The following is a 26,359-nucleotide window of genomic DNA, read 5'->3' as shown; positions in this document are numbered from 1 at the left end:
AAACCGCATCCGCTCTTCCACGGTACAGGTCTCCTTCCACCCCATCGGCAAGGTCCTCCTTGCCGACCAGTTGACCTGTTACCCATGTCGCCGGTCTATTCTGTTACCCATGTAGCCGGTCAGGACCAGCAGCCCTCTCCCACAAGGGGAGAGGGCACAACAATTGGCACCTTGGGTCCGAGCTGAAATCGGACGCGCCGCGCTCCGTCCGCACTACGACAAGAACTACTTCGGCAGCTTGGGGATCATGCCCTTCAGCTTTTCCATATCCTTGATGTTCATCTTCATGCCGCCGGCCATGATGATGTCGCCGGGCTTCTGATCCGCCTTGCAGGGACCGAGCCATTTGGCCTCGATGGTGCCGGTGGTATCGCGCGCCGCACCGGCGGAGCCGCGATCGGCGTGCGAGGTCGTCTTCACGGTGTAGGCGGAGTTGAAATCGCCGGTGATCTCGGCATGCGAGGTCACCGTGACGCCGGCGACGCCGCACACGGAATCGCTGACATAGCCGGTCGCCGTCTTCTGGATATCCTGCTTGGAGCAGATATCCTTCGCCATCGGCGAGACCGCCGTGCTCATGTCTTTGTCGGTGGTCTCGTCGGTGCAATGCTGCATCGTCATTTCGGGCATGGTCGAGCCCGTACGCACGATCTTCATCTCCCACAGGCCCGCCTTGCGAACAGGGAGATCGACGGCGCCGGCCACGCCCGGCAGCAGCGCAGCCAGGCCTATGGCCGATCCGAGCAGAACGAAATGTCGTGTCATGCGGCGATGCCGGTAACGGGCGGCGATCAATAAAGCGTGCGCAGCGGCCGCTCGGCGGCGCTCCAAGGCACCCAGCGGCAGGAGAAGGAGACGTAGCCACCCTCATAGGGCTGCACCGCGAGGAATTTCACCACCTTGCCGTAGGAAGCGCAGTGATCGACCGCGAGCTGGCGGGCATCGGCCTGCCTTGCCAGCGAATAGGCGATAATGCCGCCGGTATCGTTGCCCTTGAACGGGGGCACCCAGTCGGCCTGGGCCGGTGCAACGGCCAGCATTGCACCTGCGGCAACCATGCCAGCGGCCAGAATCCTTCGCATCGCAGACCTCTCCTTAAATCCTTGGGCGACACCATAAAGTGCGCCGGCGACGGTGAAAAGAATCGTGGGCCGGAGATTTGCGGAGTTCTCCGCCAGTGTTGCCGCGTTGCACTTGACCTTGCCCGGGCTTCGCGGCACCGTCCCGCGCGTTGGATATCCGGCGGATTCTCATGTGCAACTCTGTTCGTTCCTTGACCAAAACTGGCCTCTGCGCCGCATTCGGCCTGCTATTTGGCCTGTTGGCGTCCGCCCAGACCGCGCACGCCGCCAATCCGCTCGAGCTGAACTTCTGGCTGTTCGGGCCGAGCTATGAAGGACGGGTGGCCCCCTGCGAGGCAGCGCTGCCGACCATTGCGTCTCAGTTCCAGGAAAAAGAGGGCCAGTTCTGGAATTCCCCGCTGGTGATCACCGGCTATTCGCGGATCCATGAGACTGCTTTCCGTCCCTGGCAGTCCGACAACATCCCGCGCCGCTATTGCTCGGGCGACGCGATGTTGAGCGACGGCAAGGTGCGCACCGTGCATTTCTCGATCATCGAGGACGGCGGCTTTGCCAGCATCGGCCAGGGCGTCGAATGGTGCGTGGTCGGACTGGACCGCAACTGGGCCTATAATCCCGCCTGCAAGTCGGCCCGGCCCTGATCCTTAGGGCTGGCGTGGCGGCGCTTGTTAATCAAGCAATGCGTCGCACCACACTTTGTTCTTGAAATGTTCCATCTCCCTGCTAGGCTCGCCAGCGGTCGAGTGTGAGGGGTGCTTGATGTTTCGATTGGCCTTGGTTTCCCGGCTGCTGATTTCCGTCCTTGCGTTTTTAACCGTGACCGGCCCGGTCGGTGCCCAGGACCGCCGGCAAAACGCGCCGGGCGAGTTCGATTTCTACGTGCTTGCGCTGTCCTGGTCGCCGTCGTTCTGCGAAGCCGCCTCCGAGCGCGGCGATGGCAGGCGAGCGCAGGTCCAATGCGGCGGACGCCCCTACTCCTTCGTCGTGCATGGCCTCTGGCCGCAATATGAGCGCGGCTTTCCGGAATATTGCCAGCGGCCCGCTCCACGCCTCGCCCGCAACGTCATGACCTCGATGCTCGACCTGATGCCGGCGCCCGGGCTGATCTACAACGAATGGGACAAGCACGGCACCTGCTCCGGCCTCTCGGCACGCACCTATTTCGAGAGCATCCGCAAGGCCCGCGCCGCGGTGAAGATTCCTGAGGAATTCCTGCAACTATCGGAGCCGAAGACGGTCGCACCCGGCGAGATCGAAGAGGCCTTCATCAAGTCCAATCCGGGCCTCAGCAGTTCGGCAATCTCGGTGACCTGCGACAGCAAGCGGCTCAGCGAGGTCAGGATCTGCATGAGCAAGGACATGCAGTTCCGCGCCTGCGAGGAAACCGACCGCCGCGCCTGCCGCCGAGACCAGGTGGTGATGCCGCCGATCCGGGGTGGCTAGGCTTCGTCATTCCAGTCCGAAGGACCAGACCTCAAATATGCAGTTTGTGCATCGGGAATTTCGAGAATCTCCGACGTGAAGCTGCGCATCCAAGTTCGGTGCTTTCAACTTGCCCAACATGAGCTGGGTTACTTTCATCTGCGCGATGTCGTAACCGTCAGGCATGAACTACCGTCACGCCTTTCACGCCGGCGGCTTTGCCGACGTCATCAAGCACATCGTGCTGGTGCGAATCCTGCTCTATCTGCAGGAAAAGCCGGCGGCGCTCCGCGTCATCGACACCCATGCCGGCGCCGGCCTCTATGATCTCACCTCCGACGAGGCGCGGCGCGGCGGCGAATGGCTGACCGGAATCGCGCGGGTGATGCAGGCGCGATTCTCGAACGAAGCGCTGCCGCTGGTACTGCCTTATCTCGACATTGTGAGAGCTTTCAGCCCGCCGGGCGAACTGAAGGCCTATCCGGGCTCGCCCCTGATCGCGCGGGCGCTGCTCAGGCCGCAGGATCGCCTCACCGCCTGTGAACTCGCGCCTGAGGCGCGCAAACGCCTGATCGACGCGCTGCGCCGCGACGCCCAGGCGCGGGTGGTCGACCTCGATGGCTGGACCGCGCTGCCGGCCTTCGTCCCGCCGAAAGAAAGGCGCGGCGTGGTCCTGATCGATCCGCCTTTTGAGGCCAAGGACGAGTTCGAGCGGCTGGCGCAAGGCTTTTCCGAGGCGTTCGCCAAATGGCCGACCGGCAGCTATCTGCTGTGGTATCCGGTCAAAAGCCGTCGCGTGACCGACGATCTTGCGCGGCATGTCGCGTCCGAGACAGGCAAGAGCACACCGGCCGGCAAATGCCTGCGACTCGAATTCAGCGTCGCGCCCCGCGAAGCCGATAGCGGCCTGGTCTCGACCGGGCTTTTGATCGTCAATCCGCCCTGGACGCTTGCCGGCGAACTCAGAATCATACTGCCCGAGCTCGAAAAGCCCTTGGGCCAAGGCGGCGCCGGCCGATTCAGGCTGGAGACGCCCAAACCTTAACCAAAGCCGTTGCTGAAAACTCCCACTCGACCATAGGCAACTTGCCCGGAACCGTATTATGCTTGTCACGTTAGGACTGGCTTTACGTTCCGCTTCCGCGAATGGTTGCGGCGGAGTGACAAGGCCGAAGAAAAATCCAGGCGGGTCGGTGGCGTGACACGGGTCCGCTGAGGTGGCCAAGCTTCCGGCAGCGAATGTCCGGTCACCCGCTACGTGAGTTACGCGTAGCGGCGGTGCAATGCGGGGGAGGAGTTTCCCGATGGCCATGACTGGGACAGTCAAATTCTTCAATGGAGAGCGCGGCTACGGCTTCATCAAGCCTGACGACGGCGGCCGCGATGTGTTCGTTCACATCACCGCTGTCGAGCGCGCAGGACTAAAGGATTTGACCGAAGGACAGCGTATTACGTTCGACGTCGAACCAGACAAGAAGGGCAAAGGCCCCAAGGCGGTCAATCTGGTGATTTCATCGTGAGCTTTCGCGCTCACGCTGAAGCGGACTGAAGTCTCGGGTAAGGATTTGCCGGGCGGCGTCCCGCTCGCATAGGCATGCGCGTGATCTTGCGCGTCGGCTCGGCATAAAAAAATTCCGGCCGCCTGCGACGGCCGGAAGGTTGTTGTCGATCGTTTTCTTATTCTTCGAAGTGATTGGCTAGAGCATGATCCGGAAAAGTGGGCACCGGTTTTCCGAAAAAGATCATGCTCAAACAAAGAGCTAAAGCGGGATGACGATTCGAAGAAAAGTCATCACGCTTTAGAAGTGATAGTTCACGCCGGCACGGATGACGCCGAAATGGTAGCCGTTCGATGCGCCGGTGATGATGAAGTTGCTGCTGGCGAGATCGACATAGAGATATTCGAGCTTGGCGCTCCAGTTCGGCGCAAAGGCCATTTCGGCGCCAAGGCCGGCGGTCCAGCCGACATTGGTCTGGGACTCCGACAGGCCGAAGGTCTCGGCTCGCAATTCGCCGAAGGCAAGGCCGGCGGTCGCGTAGAACAGCACGTTCTGGAACGCGTAGCCGCCGCGGCCGCGGATGGTGCCGAACCATGGATTGGAGAATTTCCAGGGCGCAAAGGTTTCTTCCGCGCCAGTGGCCTGGATGTCGCCTTCGGCACCGAACACCCACGGGCCGTTGGTCCAGTTGTAGCCGATCTGCGCGCCGCCCGCGAAACCCGACGGCTTGGCCGGGTTGTTGTCCACGCCACCCCAAGCATAGCCGAAATTGCCGCCGAGATAGGGCCCCGCCCAGCTCAAGGCGTTGAGCGGCTGGTTGACGGTATAGGGCCCACGATAATCCGCCGCTGCTGACGACGTCGTCCAGCCCCCGACCAACAGCGCCAGCAGGCGCAAGACGACAAACCGCTTCATCGCAACCACTCCAGAACGCAACAGCCGTGACCCGCCGGTTGCGAAGGCCGGCATGGTTACGGAATTCACTGGTTTTTCGAGAAGATTTATCGAAAGTTTTACGTTAAAGGCCTGTTAACAGCGGTTACCGCCCATCCATCAGTCTTAATGGAGTGTTACCGGCGCGGGGCTTTTCCTCGAAGCCCGATGCTGGCGATGGCGTCCGGCAGCGCCTAGTTTAGGCCCATGGATCACGATTCTACCGACCACCCGAAGGCGTCCGTGCCCAAGGAAACGCGCCACGGCCAAAAGCCCGATTTGCCGCCGCAGGACCTCCCGCTCGTCACCGGCGACGTCGATCCGGCGACGTCGGCCACGGAGGAGGACGAGGACGCGCGGCTGCCCGAGGTTCCCGAGGAACCAGCGGAGGCGGTCGCCGAGGGTACGCTCGCGGTCGGCCATGCCGCGATCGAGAATGCGGTGCGGCTCGCCCCGACCTCGCCGGGCGTCTACCGCATGCTCAATGCGGCCAACGACGTGCTCTATGTCGGCAAGGCGAAGAATGTCCGTAAACGGCTTTCATCCTATGCCCGGCCCAACGCGCCGCTGCCGGCGCGCATCCTGCGCATGATCGCGGCGACGGTGAATGTCGAGATCGTCTCGACCACCACCGAGACCGAGGCGCTGCTGCTGGAGGCCAACCTCATCAAGCAGCTCCGACCGCGCTTCAACGTGCAGCTTCGCGACGACAAATCGTTTCCCTACATCCTGATCACCGGCGACCATTGGGCGCCGCAGATCCTCAAGCACCGCGGCGCGCAGACGCGGCCCGGGCGCTATTTCGGCCCGTTCGCCTCCGCCGGCGCCGTCAACCGCACCATCACGGCGCTGCAGCGCGCGTTCCTGATCCGCTCCTGCACCGACGGCTTCTTCGAAAGCCGCACCCGGCCCTGCCTGCTCTACCAGATCCGCCGCTGCTCCGGCCCCTGCACCGGCGAGATCGACTTCCCCGGCTATGGCGAATTGGTGCGCGAGGCGACCGAGTTTCTGTCGGGCCGCAGCCATGCGGTGAAGCAGGAGCTTGCCACTGAGATGGAGAAGGCATCCGGCGAGCTCGAATTCGAGACTGCCGCACTTTACCGCGACCGCCTCGCCGCGCTGTCGGCGATCCAGTCGCAGCAGGGCATCAACCCGCGCACGGTGGAGGAAGCCGACGTGTTCGCCATCCACCAGGAGGGCGGCTATTCCTGCGTCGAGGTGTTCTTCTTCCGCACCGGCCAGAACTGGGGCAACCGCGCCTATTTCCCGCGCGCGGAGAAGTCGTTCACATCAGAGGAGGTGCTCTCCTCGTTCCTCGCGCAGTTCTACGACGACAAGCCACCGCCGAAGCTCATCCTGCTCTCGCACGAGGTCGAGGACGCCGCGCTGCTCGCCGACGCGCTGTCGGTGAAGGCCGGGCGCAAGGTCGAGGTTTCGGTCCCCAAGCGCGGCGAGAAGAAAGAGCTGGTCACCCATGCGCTGACCAATGCGCGCGAGGCGCTCGGCCGCAAGCTTGCGGACACCGCGACCCAGGGCCGGCTGCTCGAAGGCATGGCCACGACGCTTGGCCTGCCGCAGGCGCCGAAGCGCATCGAGGTCTACGACAACAGCCACATCCAGGGCACCAACGCGGTCGGCGCCATGATCGTGGCGGGTCCCGACGGGTTCATGAAGAACCAGTACCGCAAGTTCAACATCAAGTCCGAGGGGCTGACCCCGGGCGACGACTACGCGATGATGCGCGAGGTGCTGGAACGGCGGTTCAAGCGGCTGCTGAAGCCTGCCGAGGGCGAAGCGCCCAAGGTCAAGGCTGACGACGATTCCTTCCCGCAATGGCCCGACCTCGTCATCATCGACGGCGGCCGGGGCCAGTTGAACGCGGCGACCGAGATTTTCGACCAGCTCGGACTGACCCAGGTATCCCTGATGGCGGTGGCCAAGGGGCCGGACCGCGATGCCGGCCGCGAAACGCTGTTCATGCCCGGCCGCGAGGCCATCAAGCTAGAGCCCCGCGATCCCGTGCTGTATTTCATCCAGCGGCTGCGCGACGAGGCGCACCGTTTCGTGATCGGCTCGCATCGCAAGCTGCGCAAGAAGGACATCCGCGAGGCCGGCTTGCAGGAAATTCCCGGTATCGGCCCCTCACGCAAACGCGCGCTGCTGCATCATTTCGGAACGTTGAAGGAGATCGAGCGCGCCTCGATCGCCGACCTCGGCAAGGTTCCCGGCGTCAGCGCCGAGAGCGCGCGGAAGATCTTCGAGTTTTTCCACGCCCAGCCGGGGGGCTAAAGAGATGGAGTCATCAAGGCGTCGCCTGCAGCGGACCATCTTATGCGCCCACGGTTGACCTCGACGCTTCAGCGGTATTGGTAAGACGGATGAACATGGCGACCACAAGGGGGCAGCCCAAGACCCTGTCCCTCCCGAATATCCTGACCTACGCCCGCATCGCCGCCATCCCGGTGGTGGTCGGCTGCATCTATGTGCAGGCGATCATGGACGGCCCGCTCTGGCTGCGCTGGGTGGCGGTCGCGATCTTCATTGCCGCCGGCATCACCGATTACCTCGACGGCTATTATGCCCGGATCTGGAACCAGCAATCGGCGTTCGGCCGGATGCTGGACCCGATCGCCGACAAGCTTTTGGTGGCCTCCTGCCTGCTGATGCTGGCCGCGGACGGCATCATCCACGGCTGGTCGCTATGGGCCGCGATCGTGATCCTCTGCCGCGAGATCCTGGTGTCGGGCCTGCGTGAATATCTGGCTGGCCTGCGCGTCAGCGTCCCCGTGACCAAGCTCGCCAAATGGAAGACCACGGTGCAGCTTGTCGCGATCGGCTTCCTGCTGGCGGGCGAGGCCGGCGACCAGGTGGTCCCGGTGGTCACCCTGATCGGGCTGGCCTTGCTGTGGATCTCCGCGATCGTCACGATCTATACCGGCTACGATTATTTCCGCGCCGGCATCCACCATCTCATCAAGGAGGATGAGGGATGAAGGTGAAGTATTTCGCCTGGGTCCGCGAACGCATCGGCAGGGCCGAGGAGACCATCGAGCCGCCGGCCGATATCCGTACCGTCGGTGAGCTGATCGACTGGCTCGCCGGGCGCGACGAGGCCTCCGCCTATGCCTTTGAGAAGCCGAAGGTGATCCGTGCCGCGATCGACCATGCCCATGTCAAGCAGGATGCCGTGATATCGGGCGCGCGCGAGATCGCATTCTTTCCGCCGATGACGGGCGGCTGAGCCACCACATGACCGCGATTGCGACCATCCGCATCCAGGACGCCGATTTCGACATCGCGCAGGAGATTGCCGCGATCGGCAAGGGCCGCACCGATATCGGCGCCGTCGTCAGCTTCAGTGGCATCTGCCGTGGCAGCGAGAATGGCGAGCCGATCGCGGCGCTGACGCTGGAGCACTATCCCGGCATGGCGGAAGCCGAAATCAGGCGCCATGCCGAGGAAGCGATGTCGCGCTGGCCGCTATCAGGTCTTACCGTCATTCACCGCGTCGGCCGCATCACGCCGGGCGAGAACATCGTGCTGGTGGTGACGGCATCGCAGCACCGGCAGGCCGCGTTCCAGGCCGCCGAATTCCTGATGGATTACCTCAAATCCAGCGCGCCATTCTGGAAGCGCGAGGAAAGCGCGCGGGGATCGAGCTGGATCGAGGCGCGCGACCATGATGACGCGGCGGCCGCGCGCTGGACCAAATCCTGATGGCCAAGCGTCCCACGCCGGCCGCCGCCAAGCGCGGCCGATCTGTACCGAAATCCCCGAAAGTCGCAGCGGGCGAGCTCAAGACCCTGCTCGATTTCGTCCGCTATGCGGTGAGCCGCTTCACCGAGGCAAAGCTCGTGTTCGCGCACGGCACCACCGATCCGGTGGCGGAGGCTGCTTTCCTGGTCTGCGAAACCCTGCACCTGCATCCCGACCAGTTCGATCAGTTTGCCGGCGCGCGCGTCACCGCGCATGAGGGTAGCCAGATCCTCGATCTGATCGAGCGCCGCATCGCGACGCGGAAGCCGGCCGCCTATCTCGTCAACAAGATCTACATGCGCGGCCTGCCCTTCTATGTCGACGAGCGCACCATCGTGCCGCGCTCCTTCATCGGCGAACTCCTGGATTCGCATTTCGGCGGCGACGAGGAAGGCGGCTCGCTGATCGACGATCCCTTGTCCGTCGTGACCGTGCTCGACCTCTGCACCGGCTCCGGATGCCTTGCGATCCTCGCCAGCCGCAGCTTCCCGAATGCCGACATCGACGCGGTCGACCTCTCGAAGGACGCGCTGGCGGTCGCCGCGCGCAATATCAGGGATTACGGACTCGAGGATCGGCTCACGCTGCACCAGGGCAACCTGTTCGAGCCGCTCAAGGACAGGCGTTACGACCTCATCATCTCCAATCCGCCCTATGTCGATGCGCTCGGCATGGCCTCGCTGCCGCGGGAATGCCGCGCCGAGCCGAAGCTCGCCTTCGACGGCGGCGCCGACGGGCTCGACATTGTCAGGCGCATCCTCGACGAGGCCCCTCAGCATCTGAGTGCGGAGGGCGGACTGCTCTGCGAGATCGGCCGCGGCCGCGAGGTCCTGGAAGCCGCCTATCCGCAATTGCCGCTGCTCTGGCTCGATACCAAGGATTCCGAGGGCGAAGTGTTCTGGATTGGCGCAACCGATCTCTCGTCGGTTTGACGCTCTTTCACGCGAGCTGGTGCCCGCTACGCTCGAAGATGCCGTGTGACGCAGTGCAACGCGGCGGAAATATCGCAGCTCACGCCGTTCACGTGGGGCAGCGAAGCTGATACTTTCAAGGCAAATCAGCTCACCGCCATCAACGAGGCCCCCATGCTGGACAAGAGCCCCCGCCCCGCCGCCGTCAACGTTCCCAACGATCTCGCCGCGCATTGGATGCCGTTCACCGCCAACCGCGCCTTCAAGAAGCAGCCGCGGCTGCTCGCCGGCTCCAAGGACATGCACTATTTCACCGTCGATGGCCGCCAGATCATCGACGCCGCCGCCGGCATGTGGTGCTGCAATGCCGGCCATGGCCGGACCCAGATTTCGGAAGCGATCGCCAAACAGGCGGCGGCGATGGACTACGCGCCGCCGTTCCAGTTCGGCATCCCGCAATCCTTCGAGCTCGCCAGCCGCATCGCCGATCTGGCGCCCGAGGGACTCGACAACGTGTTCTTCTGCAATTCGGGCTCGGAAGCGGCCGACACCGCGCTGAAGATCGCGCTGGCCTATCATCAGATCAGCGGCCAGGGCAGCCGCATCCGCCTGATCGGCCGCGAGCGCGGCTATCACGGCGTCGGCTTCGGCGGCACCTCGGTCGGCGGCATCGTCGGCAACCGCAAGCTGTTCGGCTCGCTGCTCACCGGCGTCGATCATCTGTCGGCGACCTATGACCGCGAGAAGCAGGCCTTCACCAAGGGCGAGCCGGACTATGGCGTGCATTTCGCCGACGAACTCGAGCGCCTCGTCAACCTGCACGGCGCCAACACGATTGCTGCCGTGATCGTCGAGCCGATGGCCGGCTCGACCGGCGTGCTGCCGGCGCCGAAGGGCTATCTGAAGCGGCTGCGCGAGATCACCGAGAAGCATGGCATCCTCCTGATCTTCGACGAGGTCATCACCGGCTACGGTCGGCTCGGCTTTGCCTTCGCCGCGGAGCGCTATGGCGTGACGCCCGACATGATCACCTTCGCCAAGGGCATCACCAATGGCGCGGCTCCAATGGGCGGCGTGATCGTGCGCGGCGCCATCCACGACGCCTTCATGAATGGGCCCGAGCACGTCGTCGAGCTGACCCATGGCTACACCTATTCGGCCCATCCGCTGGCCTGCGCCGCCGGCCTCGCGACGCTCGATATCTATCGCGAGGAGAAGCTGTTCGAACGCGCGAGCAAGCTCGAGTCGAAATTCGCCGACGCCGTGATGTCGCTGCGCGACCAGCCGAACGTGGTCGATATCCGCACCGTCGGCCTCACCGCCGGCATCGATCTCGCCCCGATCGCGGATGGCCCCGGCAAGCGCGGCTTCGCCGCACTCAACAGCGCCTTCCACGACAACGACCTGATGCTGCGGATCGCCGGCGACTCGCTGTGCCTGACGCCGCCCTTGATCGTCAGCGAGGACCAGATCGGCGAGATCGTCGACAAGGTCGGCAAGATCATCCGCGCGGTGGCGTAGCGCGCGGTTTTGCTGGACCCTCATCCTGAGGAGCGCGGAACGCGCGTCTCCGGACGATGCTACGCATCGCCGGGCGAAGGATAAGGCCCCGCCGGTGGCCTCGCCCTTCGAGACGACCGCTGCGCGGTCTCCTCAGGGTGAGGAGATGGATTGGAGTGGCCGCTCTCGCAATGACGGGCCGAGTTCTGATTCAATTGTCAAACAGCCTTCCGCTGTCATCGTCCGCGAAGGCGGACGATCCAGTATTCCAGAGACAGCAGTGCTTGAGCCGAGAGGCTGCCGGATACTGGATGCCCGCCTTCGCGGGCATGACGGTGGAGTAGTGGTGAGAGGATGTGAGACCGCATTCTCGCGGCATGGATTGCCCGAGCTTTGCGTCTCGTTTCGCCCTCCTCGATATCAGAGGGCGCAGGGAAAGCCGGGTGCCGGTTGCACCCATGGGTCCCGTGCAACAAAAAGCACGGGGGTAGGACCACAGGTTCAACCGAAGCATTCCGGCTTTCCCTGCGCAGTGGTTTTAACGGTTTCCTTCGTGCTCTCCCCGGTGACCGGGCTCTTTTGCCACCGTCATCTCTCGCGCGAACTTGTTTCGCGCAAAAAACTTAGCGCCAGCGTCGGGGCGCCAGGACCACACGACTTCGCCGTCCGTGATGCATGTGCTCGTCAGTCACGCGCTTCACGTCCACCGCATCTCACCGCAACGTTCGTGACGATCGCGAGCCGCCCCTCATCTGGGTGAGACGCGCGGAGTTAAATCACTGATTTGCCCGACGGGTTAAGCGGAATGTTTTTGCGCAAAGGACTGGACGAGGCAAATCAGGTTGAAATTGCTGGCGAACTTTCTCCCGTCATTCCGGGGCGACGCAAGGCGTCGAGCCCGGAATCCATTCATCCGCTTGCGCCTGCGGCTCGATGGATTCCGGGTTCGTCCTTCGGACGCCCCGGAATGACCGCGGAGCGAGTCTCGGCGGCCGACACGCTTGGGCCAGCGGTGTCTTAAGTCCTCCAAAGAACACTTGCCTGCCGAATCAAACTTGATGGTACAGTGGTCCCGCTTGGGGGAGCGCAGACAAGACCGCGCCAAAGAGGCCCGTGTTTTCCCGGGTGGGACAGCCGAGGTGGACAGCCAAACTTGAGGGCGTAACGCGCGCGACATGATTCGCATTTCGACGATCTTCATCGCCATCTGCATGGTTCTGGTCGCGGCCTCGCTCGGCCTTGTGCTCTATTCGGTGGCTGGCATCAGCGGAACCGAATCGGCCATCGTGGCGCTGACCGCGTTGACCTTCCTGATCCTCTACAACGCCGTGTCGATGCGGCTGCGCGACCGCTCCGACGTCGGCGGCCAGATTGCGGACCTCTCCCGCGGCACCGCCGACCTCGCCCGCCAGGTCGCCGAATTCGGCCGCAGGCTCGCCGCCGTCGAGGGCCGCGTGGTGTCGGCGAATTCCGCCAGCGCCGATCGCCTGCAGGCCGTGGTCGGCGAAATCAACGAGCTCGGCAATCTGGTCAAGCAGCTTGCGGCCTCCGTCGCCAGCCATGAAGACATGCTGGCAACTACGACCGCTGCGAACGCGCCTTCGAGCAGGCCCGTCGTGGAGCCGGAACCGGAGCCACGCGCTGCCGCTTCAGCTCCTGTAGCCGGCGCCGTGTGGAGGGCCGCCGCGTCGACGACGGCCCCACAGGTTTTCGCAGCACCGGCACCGGCGGTATCAGCCCCGGCGGAGGCCATTGCGACCTCACGCAGCCAGACTCCGCTCGTCACGGCCATCAAGAATGCGATCGACGCCAACCGGCTCGACATCTACCTGCAGCCGATGGTGACGCTGCCGCAGCGAAAGGTGCGCTACTACGAGGCGGTGACGCGGCTGCGCGACGAGCGCGACCAGATCGTCGCCGCCGACGATTTCATCGGCGCAGCAGAAACCGGCGGCCTGATCGGGCGCATCGACCACATGGTGATGTTGCGCTGCGTGCAAGTGCTGCGCCGGCTGATGGTCCGCAACAAGGATGTCGGCGTGTTCTGCAACGTCTCCGCAACGACGCTCGGCAACACCGTCAATTTCACCCAGTGCCTGGATTTCCTCGAAGCCAATCGCGCGCTGGCGCCATCCTTCGTGCTCGAATTCAAGCAGTCGACCTTCCGCAATCTCGGCCCGACCGAGAGCGAGCATCTCGCCGCGCTGTCGCAGCGCGGCTACCGCTTCTCGATCGACAACGTCAGCGACCTCCGTTTCGAGCCGCGCGAGCTCGCCGACCGCGGCGTACGCTTCATCAAGGTGCCGGCGGCATTGCTGCTGGATCCCAGGCAGAGCTCGACCTCGGACATTCACCCCTCAGACCTGTCCGACCTGCTCGGCCGCTATGGCATCGACCTGATCGCCGAGAAGATCGAGGGCGAGCGCGCCGTCGTCGACCTGCTCGACTACGACGTACGGTTCGGCCAGGGGTTCCTGTTCGCCCCGCCGCGGCCGTTGCGGCCCGAAGGCGCATCTGCTACCGCCGGGGCCTCGCCGCCCAAGCCGCAGGAAGCCAATGGCGCCAGCACTCCCGTCCCCCAGAATAACCCCGCCATCGACCCTTCGCAGCGGATTACCGGCAATGCCGCGCTGGCGCGCCGCATCGCAGGCCCGGGCTAGGCGGCGCGCGCTGCCATGACCTCACTTCACTTTGTCGAGCGGTTGCGCGACGTCGTTGGCGACGTCGAGGTGGTGCTCTCCGACGTCTGGGGCGTGGTGCATAATGGGCTCGAGTCGTTTCCCGAGGCCTGCGAGGCACTGCATACGTTCCGCCAGCAGGGCGGCACCGTCATCCTCATCACCAACGCGCCACGGCCGGCCGACTCGGTGCAGCGTCAATTGCGCAAATTGGGTGTGGCCGACGAGACCTATGATGCGATCGTCTCGTCCGGGGACCTGACCCGGCATTTCGTCGCCGAGCATCCCGGCAAGAAGATCCACTGGGTCGGCCCGGAGCGCGACTCCTCGATCCACCGCGGGCTCGATGCGCCGCTGACGCCGCTGGAGCAGGCCGATTACATCATCTGCACCGGCCTGTTCGACGACGAGACCGAGACTCCGGAAGACTATCGCGCAATGCTCCTGAAGGCGCGCGAACGCAAGCTTTCACTGATCTGCGCCAATCCCGATATCGTGGTCGAACGCGGCGACCGGCTGATCTATTGCGCGGGCGCGATCGCCGAGCTGTATCGCGAGCTTGGCGGCGAATCGATCTTCTACGGCAAGCCGCACCAGCCGATCTACGAGCGCGCGATGCAGCTGGCGGCCGAACGTCGCGGTCATCCGGTCGAACTCAATCGCGTGCTGGCGATCGGCGATTCCGTGCGCACCGACATTGCGGGAGCCAAGGGCTTTGGCATCGACTGCCTGTTCGTGACCCGCGGCATCCATTCCGAAGAGTTCGAAGGTGTCGACCAGCTCGACCCGACCTCGGTGACGGAGCTGTTCGGCCACCCGCCGAAGGCGCTGATCCGGGAGTTGAGGTGGTAATTGGTTGGGAGGGCGCGCCCCCTCTCCGCCGTCATGGCCGGGCTTGACCCGGCCATCCACGCGTCTCCGCAGTCGCTGCCCCAAAGGCGTGGATGCCCGGGACAAGCCCGGGCATGACGAAACTGATGGAGCGGCGTTCGGCGTTTACGCCGTTGCCATGTCCGGGAAGACCGCCTCGATCTTGGTCTTCAGCGTCGCTGCGTTGAACGGCTTGACGATGTAATTGTTCACGCCGGCCTTCTTGGCCGCGATCACGTTCTCGGTCTTGGATTCCGCCGTGATCATGATGAAGGGCGTGGTGGCGAGGTTGGGATCGGCGCGGACTTCCTTGAGCAGGTCGTAGCCGGTCATCGGCTCCATGTTCCAGTCGGAGATCACGAGACCATATTTCTTGCCGCGCATCTTGTTCAGCGCCGCGGAGCCATCGGACGCGTCGTCGATGTTCTCGAAACCGAGTTGTTTCAGAAGATTCCGGATGATGCGGATCATGGTGCTGTAGTCGTCAACCACCAGAACCGACATGGACAAATCAACCGCCATCTTCTCTCCCCCAAACACGCGACTGACGCTTGCGCGAAAAAACCGACAGGCCTGTGCGACCCGCATTCCTCGCCCGAAGCAGTAGCATCATGCGTTAAACAGCGCGTTAACCGGCTTGGGGCGGATTGTGTCCGTTTTGATCCGATTTTCGCCCGCTTGACTTCGATAGTCCCGGCAAGCCACGGTCCGGCCGCACGCGATCATGACCCGATTGGAAGGAAGCGGATCATGATCTCATCTCTTTGTTTGAGCATGATCTTTTCTGAAACCCGGCCTCCACTTTGCGCTAACGCAGCCGTCCGGGTCCGGATCATGCTCTCGTCGGCGCTTAAGAATTCCTGAAGAATCGCACCCAAAATGACCACTCGTTTTACCGTTATCCGCGACAACACCCCCCAGAGCGCGATCCCGAGAGGGGCCGTGGTGGCGATGGGCAATTTTGATGGCGTCCATCTCGGCCACCGCGCCGTGATCGAGGCCGCCCTGCAAATGGGCAAGGCGCATGGGAAACCTGCGCTGGCGCTGACGTTCGAGCCGCATCCGCGCAGCTTTTTCAGCCCGAATACACCGCAATTCCGCCTGACCGACGAAACCAACAAGCTGCGCCTGCTCGCAGGCACCGGGCTTGCCGGCGCCGTGGTGATGACCTTCGACAAGAACCGCGCCGGCACCAGCGCGCAGGATTTCATCCACCATGACCTGATCGAACGTCTCGGCATCAGCGGGATCGCGGTCGGCTACGACTTCCATTTCGGCAAGGGCCGCGTCGGCTCGCCGAGCCTCCTGGTCGCCGAGGCGCCGCGGCTCGGCATCGAGATCGATGTCCAGGCGCATGTCGATATCGAGGAGCGGCCGGTTTCCTCCAGCGCCATCCGCATGGCGCTCGCGGAAGGCCAGATCGCGGACGCCACCGCGATGCTGGGCAGTCCCTGGTTCGTCACCGGCGAGGTGATCCATGGCGAGAAGCGCGGCCGCGACCTCGGCTATCCAACCGCCAACATCCGCCTCGACAAGAATTGCGGCCTGAAGCACGGCATCTATGCGGTGCGCGTCGGACGTGATTCGGAACGCATCGACGGCGTCGCCAGTTTTGGCCGCCGCCCGACTTTCGACAATGGCGCGCCATTGCTTGAAGTGTTCCTGTTCGACTTCAAGGGCGATCTCTACGGCAATTTGCTCGACGTCGCCTTCATCGGCTTCATCCGCGATGAGCTGAAATTCGACAACATTGAAGCGTTGATCCGACAGATGGACGACGACAGCGCCCGCGCCAAGACGCAACTCGCCGCCGCCCCTGAGGCATTCCCGAAACTCGGAGCGATCGATTGAGCAAGACCGAAAAACAGAAGATGCTGGCGGGCGAATTGTATCGTCCGGGTGATCCGGAACTTCAGGCCGATGCAGCCGCCAACAAGGCCTGGCTCGCGCGCTACAACGCCGCTCTGGCCGCGCCGGCATCGGAACGGCATGCGCTATTGTCGGAACATTTCGGCCGTGTCGCCAAAGGCGCGGTGATCCGTCCGCCGTTCTTCTGCGACTACGGCTACAACATTCATGTGGGCGAGGAGGTCTTCCTCAATTTCAACTGCGTCATTCTCGACATCGTCGAGGTCGTTATCGGCGACCGCACCCAGATCGGGCCCGCGGTGCAGATCTATGCCGCCGACCATCCGCGCGATGCCGAGACCCGGCGCACCGGCCTCGAATTCGGCCGACCGGTGCGGATCGGCCGCGATGTCTGGATCGGAGGCGGTGCCATCATCCTGCCGGGCGTCTCGATCGGCGACGACGCGGTGATCGGCGCCGGCAGCGTGGTCACGCGCGACGTCGCCGCGGGCCAAATTGTCACCGGAAACCCGGCCCGGCCCCGTCCGTGATGAGTTGCTCGGAGCGACCGGCTACCCGAGAAGGCGGGAATCGAACGGAGCCTGAACAATCTCGGCCACGCTAACCTTGGCCGCGTCTCGATGTGCAGGATTGAGGAGAAAGTTCTGGCCTTGGCTGATCGCCGACGGCACTTGCAACAACGCGCTCGAGGAACCGTCAAGCCAGCGATCGCCGATGTCGCGGGTGATCATCGTCTGAGATCGCCAATCATCGGGTAGGTCAGCGACCACTTCAGTCGCGATGTCCGGCGGAAGCTTCACGCGGAGGAGTTGATAGCTGGCTGGAATGAGGTCGCGATCCATATGGACCAGCATCTCAAGTAACGCGGTCGACGGATGATCCGCAAGGTAAACGACAGGTCTGCCCTGCGAATGCCACCGGCCGCTAGCCCTCAGGCCGCCAATTCCCGAAAGATCCGGGTAGTTCGATATCCGCCAAAGCTCCATGTCGTGGGCTCAGGCAAAGATTCCGTGATCTATCCGTTCGAGCATTTCGCGGACGACAGCCGTGCCAAGTTCGTCCTTGAGGAGGTCGATCGGCCTTTGACCTGACAACGTGGCATTCGGACGCTTCAACCAAGTAATCGCTTTCTTTTGATCGCCGAAAACACGATCAGCGAGCGTCTTGATTTCGATTGCCCTGACGAGGCCCTCGGGCGCAAGCGTCGGCTCGACGAGGCTCTGCGCTGCCACGTCGTCGCGCATCGATTGCAGCATGGAATCGATATCGCCGTTGGAATCGCCCTGTCGGCGAAGCTCCTTCAGCCTCTCATATGCCTCGGCCAGCGGTTGGGCGCTCATGAATTCCCTCCAATAATCAATAGATTAGTATCTTTGGAAAAAACCACAAGCGCATCGGGACCATCTCCTCGCCCGCCTTTGCGATTTCCCCTCCCGGCTGCTATGGAAGGCCCCATGTTGATACGGCGCATCATCGGCATTAGCGGCCCGGCTTCCGCCTGAGCTCTCAAGGCTCGGCGCGAGACCGGGATTTTCATGTTCCTCCCGCGATAGATCGCTAAACGCGCCCATCCTAGTCAAACCTGGTCCGATGTCCGAAAAGCCGCAAAAGTCCGACGCCAAAGACTATTCCAAGACCCTGTTCCTGCCGCAGACCGAATTCCCGATGCGCGCCGGCCTGCCCCAGCGCGAGCCGGAAATCCTGAAATATTGGAACGAGATCGACCTCTACGACAAACTGCGCCAATCCGCGAAAGGGCGCACCAAGTTCGTGCTGCATGACGGCCCGCCCTATGCCAATGGCAACATCCATATCGGGCACGCGCTGAACAAGATCCTGAAGGACGTGGTGACCAAGAGCCAGCAGATGCTGGGCTTCGATTCCAACTACGTGCCGGGCTGGGACTGTCACGGCCTGCCGATCGAGTGGAAGATCGAGGAGGAGAACTACCGCTCCAAGGGCAAGCAGAAGCCGGATTTCCGCGACTCGGCGGCGATGGTGGCGTTCCGGAAAGAGTGCCGCGCCTACGCGACGCACTGGATCAACGTGCAGCGGCAGGAGTTCAAGCGGCTGGGCGTGATCGGCGACTGGGATCATCCCTATGAGACGATGACCTATCCCGCGGAGGCCCAGATCGCGCGCGAATTGATGAAGTTCGCGGCCAACGGCACGCTCTATCGCGGCTCCAAGCCGGTGATGTGGAGCGTGGTGGAGAAGACCGCGCTGGCGGAGGCCGAAGTCGAGTACGAGGACTACACCTCCGATACGGTGTGGGTGAAATTCCCGGTCACCTCGCCCGCGCATGGCGTGCTGGCGAAGGCGAGCGTCGTGATCTGGACCACGACGCCATGGACGCTGCCCGGCAACCGCGCCATCAGCTTCTCGCCGAAGATCGCCTATGGCCTCTATGAGGTCACCGATGCGCCCGTCGACAATTGGGCGAAGACGGGTGATCTCCTGATCCTCGCAGATGCGCTCGCGGAAAGCGTGTTCAAGCAGGCGCGCGTCACCGCTTACGAGAAGGTGCGCGATCTGCCGGGCGATACGCTCGATGCGGTGGAAACCGCGCATCCCCTCAAGGGCCTCGCCGGCGGCTACGAATTCACGGTCCCTCTGCTTGCGGGCGATCACGTCACCGACGATACCGGCACCGGCTTCGTGCATACCGCGCCGAGCCACGGCCGCGAAGACTTCGATGTCTGGACAGCGAATACGCGCGAGCTCGATGCGCGCGGCATCAACACCGCGATCCCCTATACCGTCGACGAGAACGGCGCCTTCACTCATCAAGCCCCCGGCTTCGAAGGCAAGCGCGTGATCAACGACGAGGGCCAGAAGGGCGACGCCAACGAGGCCGTGATCGCGGCGCTGATCGAGCGCGGCATGCTGCTCGCGCGTGGGCGGCTGAAACATCAGTATCCGCACTCCTGGCGCTCGAAGAAACCGGTGATCTTCCGCAACACGCCGCAATGGTTCATCGCGATGGACAAGCCGATCGCGGACGATGGCAAGGCAAAGCCCGGCGACACGCTGCGCGCCCGCGCGCTGCAGGCGATCTCGGTGACGCAATGGGTGCCGCCGGCGGGCCAGAACCGCATCAACGGCATGATCGCCAACCGTCCCGACTGGGTGATCTCGCGCCAGCGCGCCTGGGGCGTTCCGATCGCGGTGTTTGTGCGCGAGAAAGGCGACGGCTCGGCCGAGATCCTGCGCGACGAGGCGGTCAACCAGCGCATCGCTGACGCCTTCGAGCAGGAAGGCGCCGACGCCTGGTACGCCGATGGCGCGCGCGAGCGCTTCCTCGGACAGCTCGCCAATGAGGACTGGAAGAAAGTCGACGACATCCTCGACGTCTGGTTCGATTCCGGCTCGACGCACGCCTTCGTGCTGGAAGACCCCGTGCACTTCCCGGGCCTTGCCGGCATCAAGCGCAAGATCGACGGCGGCAACGACACCGTGATGTATCTGGAAGGAAGCGACCAGCATCGCGGCTGGTTTCATTCCTCGCTGCTCGAGAGCTGCGGCACCCGCGGCCGCGCGCCGTATGACGTCGTGCTGACCCACGGTTTCACGCTGGACGAGAACGGCCGCAAGATGTCGAAATCGCTCGGCAACACCGTCGAGCCGCAGAAGGTGATCAAGGATTCCGGCGCCGACATCCTGCGTCTGTGGGTCTGCGCGACCGACTATTCCGACGACCAGCGCATCGGCCCGGAAATCCTGAAGAACACCATCGAGACCTATCGCAAGCTGCGCAACACGGTGCGCTGGATGCTCGGCACGCTGCATCACTTCAAGCCGAGCGAGAAGGTTGCCTATGGCGAGATGCCCGAGCTCGAGCGGCTGATGCTGCATGAGCTTGCCGGCCAGGCCGCGATCATCCGCAAGGCCTACGCCGAATTCGACTACAAGACCGTGGTCGCAAGCCTTGCCGCGTTCATGAATACGGAATTGTCGGCGTTCTATTTCGACATCCGCAAGGACACGCTCTATTGCGACCCGCCGTCCTCGATCGCGCGGAAGGCGGCGCTGACCGTGATCGACATGATCTGCGATGCGATCCTGAAATGGCTGGCGCCGGTGTTGAGCTTCACCGCCGACGAGGCGTGGCGGATGTACAGGCCCGATGCGGAACCTTCCGTGCACCTGACGCTGTTCCCGGAGGGGCTGGAGAAATTCCGCGACGAGCGCCTGGCCACGAAATGGGAAACCGTCCGCGACATCAGGCGCGTCGTCACCGGCGCGCTCGAGATCGAGCGTGCCGCCAAGAACATCGGCTCGTCGCTGGAAGCCTCGCCGCTGGTCTACGTCTCCGACCAGGAGATGCTCGATACGCTGTTCAACGTCGACCTTGCGGAAGTCTGCATCACCTCGAACGCGATGGTGACCAACCAGGACGCGCCGGAGCATGCATTCCGCCTCAACGAGGTGCCGGGCGTTGCGGTGGTGGTCGAGAAGGCAGTCGGGCGCAAATGCGCGCGGTCGTGGAAGATCCTGCCCACCGTCGGCGTGGACGCCGAATATCCCGACGTCTCCCCGCGCGACGCGCAGGCGTTGCGGGAGTGGAAGGCGCTCGGGGTTGCCGTGTAACTTGACCGCATGACCCCTCCCCTGCGCGCCGGCATCATCGCGGCGGTCACCACGCTGATCCTCGACCAGGCGTCGAAGCTCTGGCTCCTGTTCGTGTTCGACCTTCCCCGGCGCAGCGTGGTGAAGGTGACGCCGTTCTTTGACCTGGTGCTGGCCTGGAACGTCGGGATCAGCTTCGGCTGGTTCCAGAGCAACAGCCCGACGGCCCAGCTCCTGCTGATGGCGGTCAAGGCGATCGCGGTGGTGGCGCTGGCGATCTGGATGGCGTACTCGCGTACCCTGCTTGCGACAATTGCGCTCGGGCTGATCATCGGCGGCGCGATCGGCAACGCCATCGACCGCTTCGCCTATGGGGCGGTGGTCGATTTCGCCCTGTTTCACATCCAGATCGGGGAAAAAACCCTCAATTGGTACGTCTTTAACCTCGCGGACGTGGCCATCGTTGCTGGGGTAGCTGCACTATTGTATGATTCTTTTCTGGGGGTACCCGCCGCAAAAGCGCCCTGATCGCGGCCGATACGGCTTTGCAAGCGGGTAGGATTTCATGGGCGGAACCGTGCCTAAGCCGGTGACCGCCCTAGCGAATTTAAAGAGTGGGGAAGAGCGCGATGCGCCACACTGAAGCCAACGCTCCACAAGCCGATACCTCGACTGCCTGGAAAGCGCTGAAGCACGGATTGCGGCTCGCCGCGGTCGCGCTCGGCATCGGCCTCGTAATGGCCGCAGGTCCCGTACGGGCCGGCGATGATGGGGACGACGAGGACGACAAGACCTTCGAGGAGAAGGTCATCGAAGGCGTCATGAAGGGCCTCGGCGGCACCAACATGGAAAACCGCGGCATCGACTATCGCGAGCGGTCGCCGCTGGTCGTGCCCCCCAACCTCAACCTGCCCGCGCCGGCAGCTTCCGCCGAGGCCAAGGTGCCGAACTGGCCGAAGGATCCCGACGAGGCGCGCCGCAAGGCGGCAATCGCGGCGCGGAAGAACACCAACAAGGATCCGCGCGAAGCCAGCCGCATCCTGTCGCCGAGCGAGCTCGCTCAGAAGAGCGACAAAAAGTCCAGCGGCGGCGAGTCGGTCGACCAGCCCGGCGGCAACCCCGGCGCCAACGCGATTCTCTCGCCGTCACAGCTCGGCTATGAGGGCGGCTTCAGCGGCCTGTTCGGCGGCAGCAAGACGGAGACGGCCACCTTCAAGAGCGAGCCGACCCGGGAATCCCTGACCCAGCCTCCGCCCGGCTACCAGACGCCATCGCCGAATTTCGCCTATGGCACCGGCCCGAAGGAATCGCTCAACAAGGAATACAACCCGTCGCAGGGCAAGTATGGCGATTAATTAACCTCGTCTCTCGCGTTCGTGAGGTTGGCGGCTTTGCGCGCGCCATATGATGCCGGCATACCCGGGGCAATGTTGCTCCGGGTTTTTTAGATAGGTCCTGATGTCCCAGCACCGCCTCGTGGTTTCGCTTCTTGCCGGATTGCTTTCGACGGCCTCCCTCTCCGCCTCCAGCGCCATTGCCCAGACCACGGTCACCTCGGAACGCCCTGCCAGCTTCACGCTGCACAACGGCCTGCAGGTGGTGGTGATCCCCGATCACCGCACCCCGGTTGTGACGCAGATGATGTGGTACAGGGTCGGCTCCGCCGACGAGACCCCCGGCAAATCGGGATTGGCGCATTTCCTCGAACACCTGATGTTCAAGGGAACGGCCAAGCATCCGGCCGGCGAATTCTCGCAGACTGTGCTCAGGGTCGGCGGCAATGAGAACGCCTTCACCTCCACCGACTACACCGGCTATTTCCAGCGCGTGCCGCGCGAGCAGCTCGGCAAGATGATGGAATTCGAGGCCGACCGGATGACCGGCCTGATCCTGCAGGACGAGAACGTGCTGCCGGAGCGCGACGTCGTGCTGGAAGAATACAACATGCGCGTCGCCAACAATCCGGATGCGCGGCTCACCGAGCAGATCATGGCGGCGCTCTATCTCAATCATCCCTATGGCCGTCCGGTGATCGGCTGGCACCAGGAGATCGAAAAGCTCGGCCGCGAGGACGCGCTCGCCTTCTACAAGCGCTTCTATGCGCCGAACAACGCGATCCTGATCATCGCCGGCGACGTCGAGGCGAGCGAGATCCGCTCGATGGTGGAGAAGAATTTCGCCGACATCCCGTCGCAGCCCTCGATCCCCGCAAAACGGCTGCGCCCGCAGGAGCCGATACCGGTCTCCCCGCGCACGGTGACGCTGGCCGATCCGCGCGTCGAACAGCCGACCATGCGCCGCTACTACCTGGTCCCGTCGGCCGCCACCGCCGCGGTGGGCGAAAGCCCCGCGCTCGACGTGCTCGCGCAACTGATGGGCGGCGGCGCCAATTCCTATCTCTACCGCTCGCTGGTGATCGACCGTCAGCTCGCGATCTCGACCGGCGCCAATTACCAGGGCACTGCGCTCGACCCCTCGCAGTTCGTCATCGCCGCAACGCCGAAGCCCGGCGTCGACTTCGCGCAGATCGAGGACGCCATCGACAAGGTCATTGCCGATATCGCGCGGAACCCGCCGCGCGCCGAGGACCTCGAACGCGTCAAGACCCAGTTGATCGCGGAATCGATCTACGCGCAGGATAATCAGGCGATGCTGGCACGCTGGTATGGCGGCGCGCTCACCACGGGTTTGAGCGTCGACGATATCAGGAGCTGGCCCGAGCGCATCCGCGCTGTCACCGCCGAACAGGTCCGCGAGGCCGCGCAAAACTGGCTGGACAAGAAACGTTCGGTGACCGGTTACTTGATCAAGGATACTGCGCCCAAACGCGAGGAGAAGCGCTCGTGACCTATTCTCTCACTCGGCGTTCGGTCCTCGTCGGCGGCAGCGCGCTCGCGCTGACGACGATGCTCGCGTCGCGCCCGTCGCGGGCCGCAACCAAGATCCAGCGTCTTGTATCGCCCGGCGGCATCGAGGCCTGGTTCGTTCAGGATTCGACCGTGCCGCTGATTGCGATGGAATATGCCTTCGGCGGCGGCGCCAGCCAGGATCCCGCCGCCAAGCCCGGCGTCGGCAATCTGGTCGGCGACCTGCTCGACGAAGGTTCCGGCGATCTCGATTCCAAGACCTTTCATGAGCGGCTCGATCGCCGCGCCATCGAATTGAGTTTTTCCTCGCAGCGCGACAATTTCCGCGGCTCGCTGCGCATGCTCAAGGACAACAAGGACGAGGCCTTCGACCTGTTGCGCTCAGCACTGACCTCGCCGCGCTTCGAGGCGCCCGATGTCGAGCGCATCCGCGCGCAGGTGCTCTCCAACCTGCGCCGCGAATCCACCAACCCGAGCTCGCTTGCAGGCCGTAAATTCCTCGAAGTTGCGTTCGGCGACCATCCCTACGGCCGGGGGGCCCAGGGCACGCTCGAGAGCGTGCCGACGATCGAGATCGCCGAGCTCAAGGACTATGTCCGCCGCGTGCTCGCCAAGGACACGCTCAAGGTCGCCGTGGTCGGCGATGTCGATCCGGACACGCTCGGCAAATTGCTCGACAAGACCTTTGGCGGGCTGCCGGCCAAGGCCACGCTGACGCCGGTCGCCGACATCGTCGCGGCCAAGCCGCCGCAGCGCGCCCTCATTCCGCTCGACGTGCCGCAAACGGTCGTGACCTTCGGCGGCCCCGGCATCCGCCGCCACGAGCCGGATTTCATGCCGGGCTACGTCGTCAACCACATCCTCGGCGGCGGCGGATTGTCCTCGCGGCTTTACCGCGAAGTGCGCGAGAAGCGTGGGCTGGCTTATTCCGTCTATGGAGCGCTGGTCTGGATGGAGCACTCCTCGCTGTTCATCGGCAATACCGGCACCCGCGCCGATCGCGCCGGCGAAACGGTGGACGCGATCGAGAAGGAAGTCCGCCGCATGGCCGAGGAAGGCCCGACCCAGAAGGAGCTCGACGAAGCCAAGTCGTACCTGAAGGGTTCGCAGATGCTGGCGCTTGATACCTCGTCGAAGCTCGCGCAGGCGATGCTGCAGTATCAGACCGACAAGCTGCCGATCGACTACATCGAGAAGCGCAACGCCATCGTCGACGCGGTGACGCTGGACGACGCCCGCAAGGTGTCGCAGCGGCTCTGGGGCCAGGGCCTGCTCACAGTCGTCGTCGGCCGCACCCCGCAGGCCGCGGCCCAACCGGTGAGCGCGCCGTCAGCCGCGACGCCGCCGGCCGCGAGCCCACCGGCCGCCGCCCCGTCAGCCGCGAAGCCGTCCGCGCCGAACTGAGTGAGTGTCGTAGTGCCGTAGCCCGGGTGAAGCGCCAGCGTAACCCGGGGACCGCTCGCAGTGCGGACACAGGTGTCCCGGGTTAGGCGTTCCGCTCCACCCGGGCTACAGGCTCCTCAGGATGAGGGTCTGTGCTCGCGGAGCGGGCGCGAAACCCGCTATGGTGCGGCGGACGATTCCTGCCCGACCACCGGTGATGCCATGCTGCGGGTTGCCCGCGACCTCTCCATTGATGAGAACGATATCGAGATCGGATTCGTGCGCGCCTCGGGTCCGGGCGGGCAGAACGTCAACAAGCTGGCGACAGCGGCGCAGCTACGGTTCGAGACCAGCAGAATCGCGCTCGCCGAGGATGTCCGGGCGCGGCTGGTCCGATTGGCTGGCCAGCGCATGACCAAGGAGGGCGTGATCGTGATCCACGCCCAGCGCTTCCGCACCCAGGAGCGCAACCGCGCCGACGCAATCGAGCGCCTGCTTGAGCTGCTCCGCGAGGCCATGGTGCGACCGACGCCGCGCCGGCCGACCAAGCCGACGCTCGGCTCCAAGCATCGCCGCCTGGAAGGCAAGAAGCGCCGCGGTGACGTCAAGGCACGGCGCGGCGCGCGAGGGTTCGAGGATTGATGCCAAACGCATGGATGTAGCTCCCTCTCCCGCTTGCGGGAGAAGGCTGGGGTGAGGGTGTCTCCGCATTGGGACTCCCCGAGTGGAGAGAGCCCCCACCCGGCGCTACGCCGTAGCCGAAGCTTCGCTTCGGCGTCCTTAAGAACGGCCGCCGAAGGCGGCCTATGCCTCTCCCGCAAGCGGGAGAGGTGAAGCTTGTAGCCCGGGTGGAGCGGAACGCGTAACCCGGGACAGTTGTCGCCGGATTGTGATGAACTGCACCCCTGTAGTGAGACAGGATAATCAGGGACAGGAGCCCGGCGCTTGAGGCGGCAGGGCGGGTTGATGGGTTAGGGCCAGGTTGCGGGGCTGCTGCGCAGCAGCCCCGCAACCTGGTAA

The 26,359-nt window shown here is 64.0% G+C and carries 26 protein-coding genes; 20 read left to right on the top strand and 6 right to left on the bottom strand.

Translation table 11 applies throughout. The features are described from left to right. Window positions 1-225: 225 nt before the first annotated feature. Together ACZYOF_RS30680 and ACZYOF_RS30675 are read right to left on the bottom strand one after the other, a co-directional pair. On the bottom strand, window positions 226-765 hold the full coding sequence (locus ACZYOF_RS30680) for a DUF3617 domain-containing protein (protein WP_282530250.1): 540 nt from the start codon (window positions 763-765) through the stop codon (window positions 226-228). A gap of 26 nt (window positions 766-791) precedes the next feature. Next, window positions 792-1,082 carry a hypothetical protein gene (locus ACZYOF_RS30675; protein ID WP_130582682.1) on the bottom strand — a complete coding sequence of 97 codons (291 nt, stop codon included), beginning with the start codon at window positions 1,080-1,082 and terminating at the stop codon, window positions 792-794. Between the two features lie 170 nt (window positions 1,083-1,252). Between ACZYOF_RS30675 and ACZYOF_RS30670 the strand changes: the two genes are divergently transcribed. The 4 genes from ACZYOF_RS30670 (at window position 1,253) to ACZYOF_RS30655 (ending at window position 4,024) form a co-directional block, all read left to right on the top strand. Then, a complete protein-coding gene (locus tag ACZYOF_RS30670; RefSeq protein WP_130582681.1) occupies window positions 1,253-1,723 on the top strand; it encodes a hypothetical protein in 471 nt (156 codons plus the stop codon). A 118-nt stretch (window positions 1,724-1,841) separates the two neighbouring features. After that, window positions 1,842-2,525 (top strand): ribonuclease T2 family protein, encoded by a 684-nt coding sequence (locus ACZYOF_RS30665; protein ID WP_463718101.1) that lies wholly within the window; start codon window positions 1,842-1,844, stop codon window positions 2,523-2,525. Window positions 2,526-2,688: 163 nt separating this feature from the next. After that, window positions 2,689-3,549 (top strand): 23S rRNA (adenine(2030)-N(6))-methyltransferase RlmJ, encoded by an 861-nt coding sequence (locus ACZYOF_RS30660; RefSeq protein WP_463718100.1) that lies wholly within the window; start codon window positions 2,689-2,691, stop codon window positions 3,547-3,549. A 259-nt stretch (window positions 3,550-3,808) separates the two neighbouring features. Further along, the gene (locus ACZYOF_RS30655; protein WP_027581161.1) at window positions 3,809-4,024 is read left to right on the top strand and encodes a cold-shock protein; all 216 of its coding nucleotides are present in this window, start codon (window positions 3,809-3,811) and stop codon (window positions 4,022-4,024) included. A 279-nt stretch (window positions 4,025-4,303) separates the two neighbouring features. Here the strand turns inward: ACZYOF_RS30655 and ACZYOF_RS30650 are convergent, their stop codons facing one another. Next, window positions 4,304-4,918 (bottom strand): outer membrane protein, encoded by a 615-nt coding sequence (locus ACZYOF_RS30650; protein ID WP_282530252.1) that lies wholly within the window; start codon window positions 4,916-4,918, stop codon window positions 4,304-4,306. A gap of 225 nt (window positions 4,919-5,143) precedes the next feature. Between ACZYOF_RS30650 and uvrC the strand changes: the two genes are divergently transcribed. The 8 genes from uvrC to ACZYOF_RS30610 all read left to right on the top strand — a co-directional run bounded on the left by uvrC (window position 5,144) and on the right by ACZYOF_RS30610 (window position 14,633). Next, complete coding sequence (uvrC, locus tag ACZYOF_RS30645) at window positions 5,144-7,225, top strand: excinuclease ABC subunit UvrC (RefSeq protein ID WP_463718099.1); 2,082 nt, start codon at window positions 5,144-5,146, stop codon at window positions 7,223-7,225. Between the two features lie 89 nt (window positions 7,226-7,314). After that, the gene (gene pgsA, locus ACZYOF_RS30640; RefSeq protein ID WP_027581164.1) at window positions 7,315-7,929 is read left to right on the top strand and encodes a CDP-diacylglycerol--glycerol-3-phosphate 3-phosphatidyltransferase; all 615 of its coding nucleotides are present in this window, start codon (window positions 7,315-7,317) and stop codon (window positions 7,927-7,929) included. After that, window positions 7,926-8,177: a molybdopterin converting factor subunit 1 gene (gene moaD / locus ACZYOF_RS30635; protein ID WP_130582676.1), complete on the top strand. Its 252-nt coding sequence runs from the start codon at window positions 7,926-7,928 to the stop codon at window positions 8,175-8,177. The genes pgsA and moaD overlap by 4 nt, the downstream gene beginning before the upstream one ends. An 8-nt stretch (window positions 8,178-8,185) precedes the next feature. After that, window positions 8,186-8,653 carry a molybdenum cofactor biosynthesis protein MoaE gene (locus ACZYOF_RS30630; RefSeq protein ID WP_130582675.1) on the top strand — a complete coding sequence of 156 codons (468 nt, stop codon included), beginning with the start codon at window positions 8,186-8,188 and terminating at the stop codon, window positions 8,651-8,653. Continuing rightward, window positions 8,653-9,624: a 50S ribosomal protein L3 N(5)-glutamine methyltransferase gene (prmB, locus tag ACZYOF_RS30625; RefSeq protein WP_463718098.1), complete on the top strand. Its 972-nt coding sequence runs from the start codon at window positions 8,653-8,655 to the stop codon at window positions 9,622-9,624. Before ACZYOF_RS30630 ends, prmB begins: the two co-directional genes overlap by 1 nt. A 153-nt stretch (window positions 9,625-9,777) precedes the next feature. Beyond that, window positions 9,778-11,124, top strand: coding sequence for an omega-aminotransferase AptA (gene aptA / locus ACZYOF_RS30620; RefSeq protein ID WP_394567823.1), 1,347 nt, complete (start codon window positions 9,778-9,780; stop codon window positions 11,122-11,124). A 1,154-nt stretch (window positions 11,125-12,278) separates the two neighbouring features. Further along, window positions 12,279-13,763, top strand: a complete 1,485-nt coding sequence (locus ACZYOF_RS30615) for an EAL domain-containing protein (protein ID WP_394567816.1) — start codon at window positions 12,279-12,281, stop codon at window positions 13,761-13,763. 15 nt (window positions 13,764-13,778) lie between these two features. Then, window positions 13,779-14,633, top strand: coding sequence for a TIGR01459 family HAD-type hydrolase (locus tag ACZYOF_RS30610; RefSeq protein ID WP_463718097.1), 855 nt, complete (start codon window positions 13,779-13,781; stop codon window positions 14,631-14,633). A 144-nt stretch (window positions 14,634-14,777) separates the two neighbouring features. Here the strand turns inward: ACZYOF_RS30610 and ACZYOF_RS30605 are convergent, their stop codons facing one another. Next, complete coding sequence (locus ACZYOF_RS30605) at window positions 14,778-15,173, bottom strand: response regulator (RefSeq protein ID WP_100419632.1); 396 nt, start codon at window positions 15,171-15,173, stop codon at window positions 14,778-14,780. A gap of 357 nt (window positions 15,174-15,530) precedes the next feature. On the opposite strand from ACZYOF_RS30605, the gene ACZYOF_RS30600 reads away from it, so the two are divergent. After that, entirely contained in the window at window positions 15,531-16,502 is a 972-nt protein-coding gene (locus tag ACZYOF_RS30600; RefSeq protein WP_463718096.1) for a bifunctional riboflavin kinase/FAD synthetase, read from the top strand. Continuing rightward, window positions 16,499-17,050, top strand: a complete 552-nt coding sequence (locus tag ACZYOF_RS30595; RefSeq protein WP_394567818.1) for a sugar O-acetyltransferase — start codon at window positions 16,499-16,501, stop codon at window positions 17,048-17,050. Before ACZYOF_RS30600 ends, ACZYOF_RS30595 begins: the two co-directional genes overlap by 4 nt. A 21-nt stretch (window positions 17,051-17,071) precedes the next feature. Here the strand turns inward: ACZYOF_RS30595 and ACZYOF_RS30590 are convergent, their stop codons facing one another. Then, a complete protein-coding gene (locus ACZYOF_RS30590; RefSeq protein WP_463718095.1) occupies window positions 17,072-17,506 on the bottom strand; it encodes an RES family NAD+ phosphorylase in 435 nt (144 codons plus the stop codon). Between the two features lie 9 nt (window positions 17,507-17,515). After that, a complete protein-coding gene (locus tag ACZYOF_RS30585) occupies window positions 17,516-17,776 on the bottom strand; it encodes an antitoxin Xre/MbcA/ParS toxin-binding domain-containing protein (protein WP_463718094.1) in 261 nt (86 codons plus the stop codon). Window positions 17,777-18,110: 334 nt separating this feature from the next. On the opposite strand from ACZYOF_RS30585, the gene ileS reads away from it, so the two are divergent. The 6 genes from ileS to arfB all read left to right on the top strand — a co-directional run bounded on the left by ileS (window position 18,111) and on the right by arfB (window position 25,981). Then, on the top strand, window positions 18,111-21,110 hold the full coding sequence (ileS, locus tag ACZYOF_RS30580; protein ID WP_394567819.1) for an isoleucine--tRNA ligase: 3,000 nt from the start codon (window positions 18,111-18,113) through the stop codon (window positions 21,108-21,110). A gap of 9 nt (window positions 21,111-21,119) precedes the next feature. After that, entirely contained in the window at window positions 21,120-21,617 is a 498-nt protein-coding gene (lspA, locus tag ACZYOF_RS30575) for a signal peptidase II (RefSeq protein ID WP_130583086.1), read from the top strand. A gap of 101 nt (window positions 21,618-21,718) precedes the next feature. Beyond that, complete coding sequence (locus ACZYOF_RS30570; RefSeq protein ID WP_394567821.1) at window positions 21,719-22,444, top strand: hypothetical protein; 726 nt, start codon at window positions 21,719-21,721, stop codon at window positions 22,442-22,444. Between the two features lie 103 nt (window positions 22,445-22,547). Beyond that, window positions 22,548-23,936 (top strand): M16 family metallopeptidase, encoded by a 1,389-nt coding sequence (locus ACZYOF_RS30565; RefSeq protein WP_463718093.1) that lies wholly within the window; start codon window positions 22,548-22,550, stop codon window positions 23,934-23,936. 59 nt (window positions 23,937-23,995) lie between these two features. Further along, entirely contained in the window at window positions 23,996-25,360 is a 1,365-nt protein-coding gene (locus ACZYOF_RS30560; protein WP_463718102.1) for a M16 family metallopeptidase, read from the top strand. Window positions 25,361-25,561: 201 nt separating this feature from the next. Continuing rightward, the gene (arfB, locus tag ACZYOF_RS30555; protein WP_130584171.1) at window positions 25,562-25,981 is read left to right on the top strand and encodes an alternative ribosome rescue aminoacyl-tRNA hydrolase ArfB; all 420 of its coding nucleotides are present in this window, start codon (window positions 25,562-25,564) and stop codon (window positions 25,979-25,981) included. Window positions 25,982-26,359: the final 378 nt, after the last annotated feature.

It is taken from the genome of Bradyrhizobium sp. LeoA1Lang, assembly GCF_055413685.1.
This window is presented reverse-complemented; position numbering and strand designations above follow the sequence as displayed.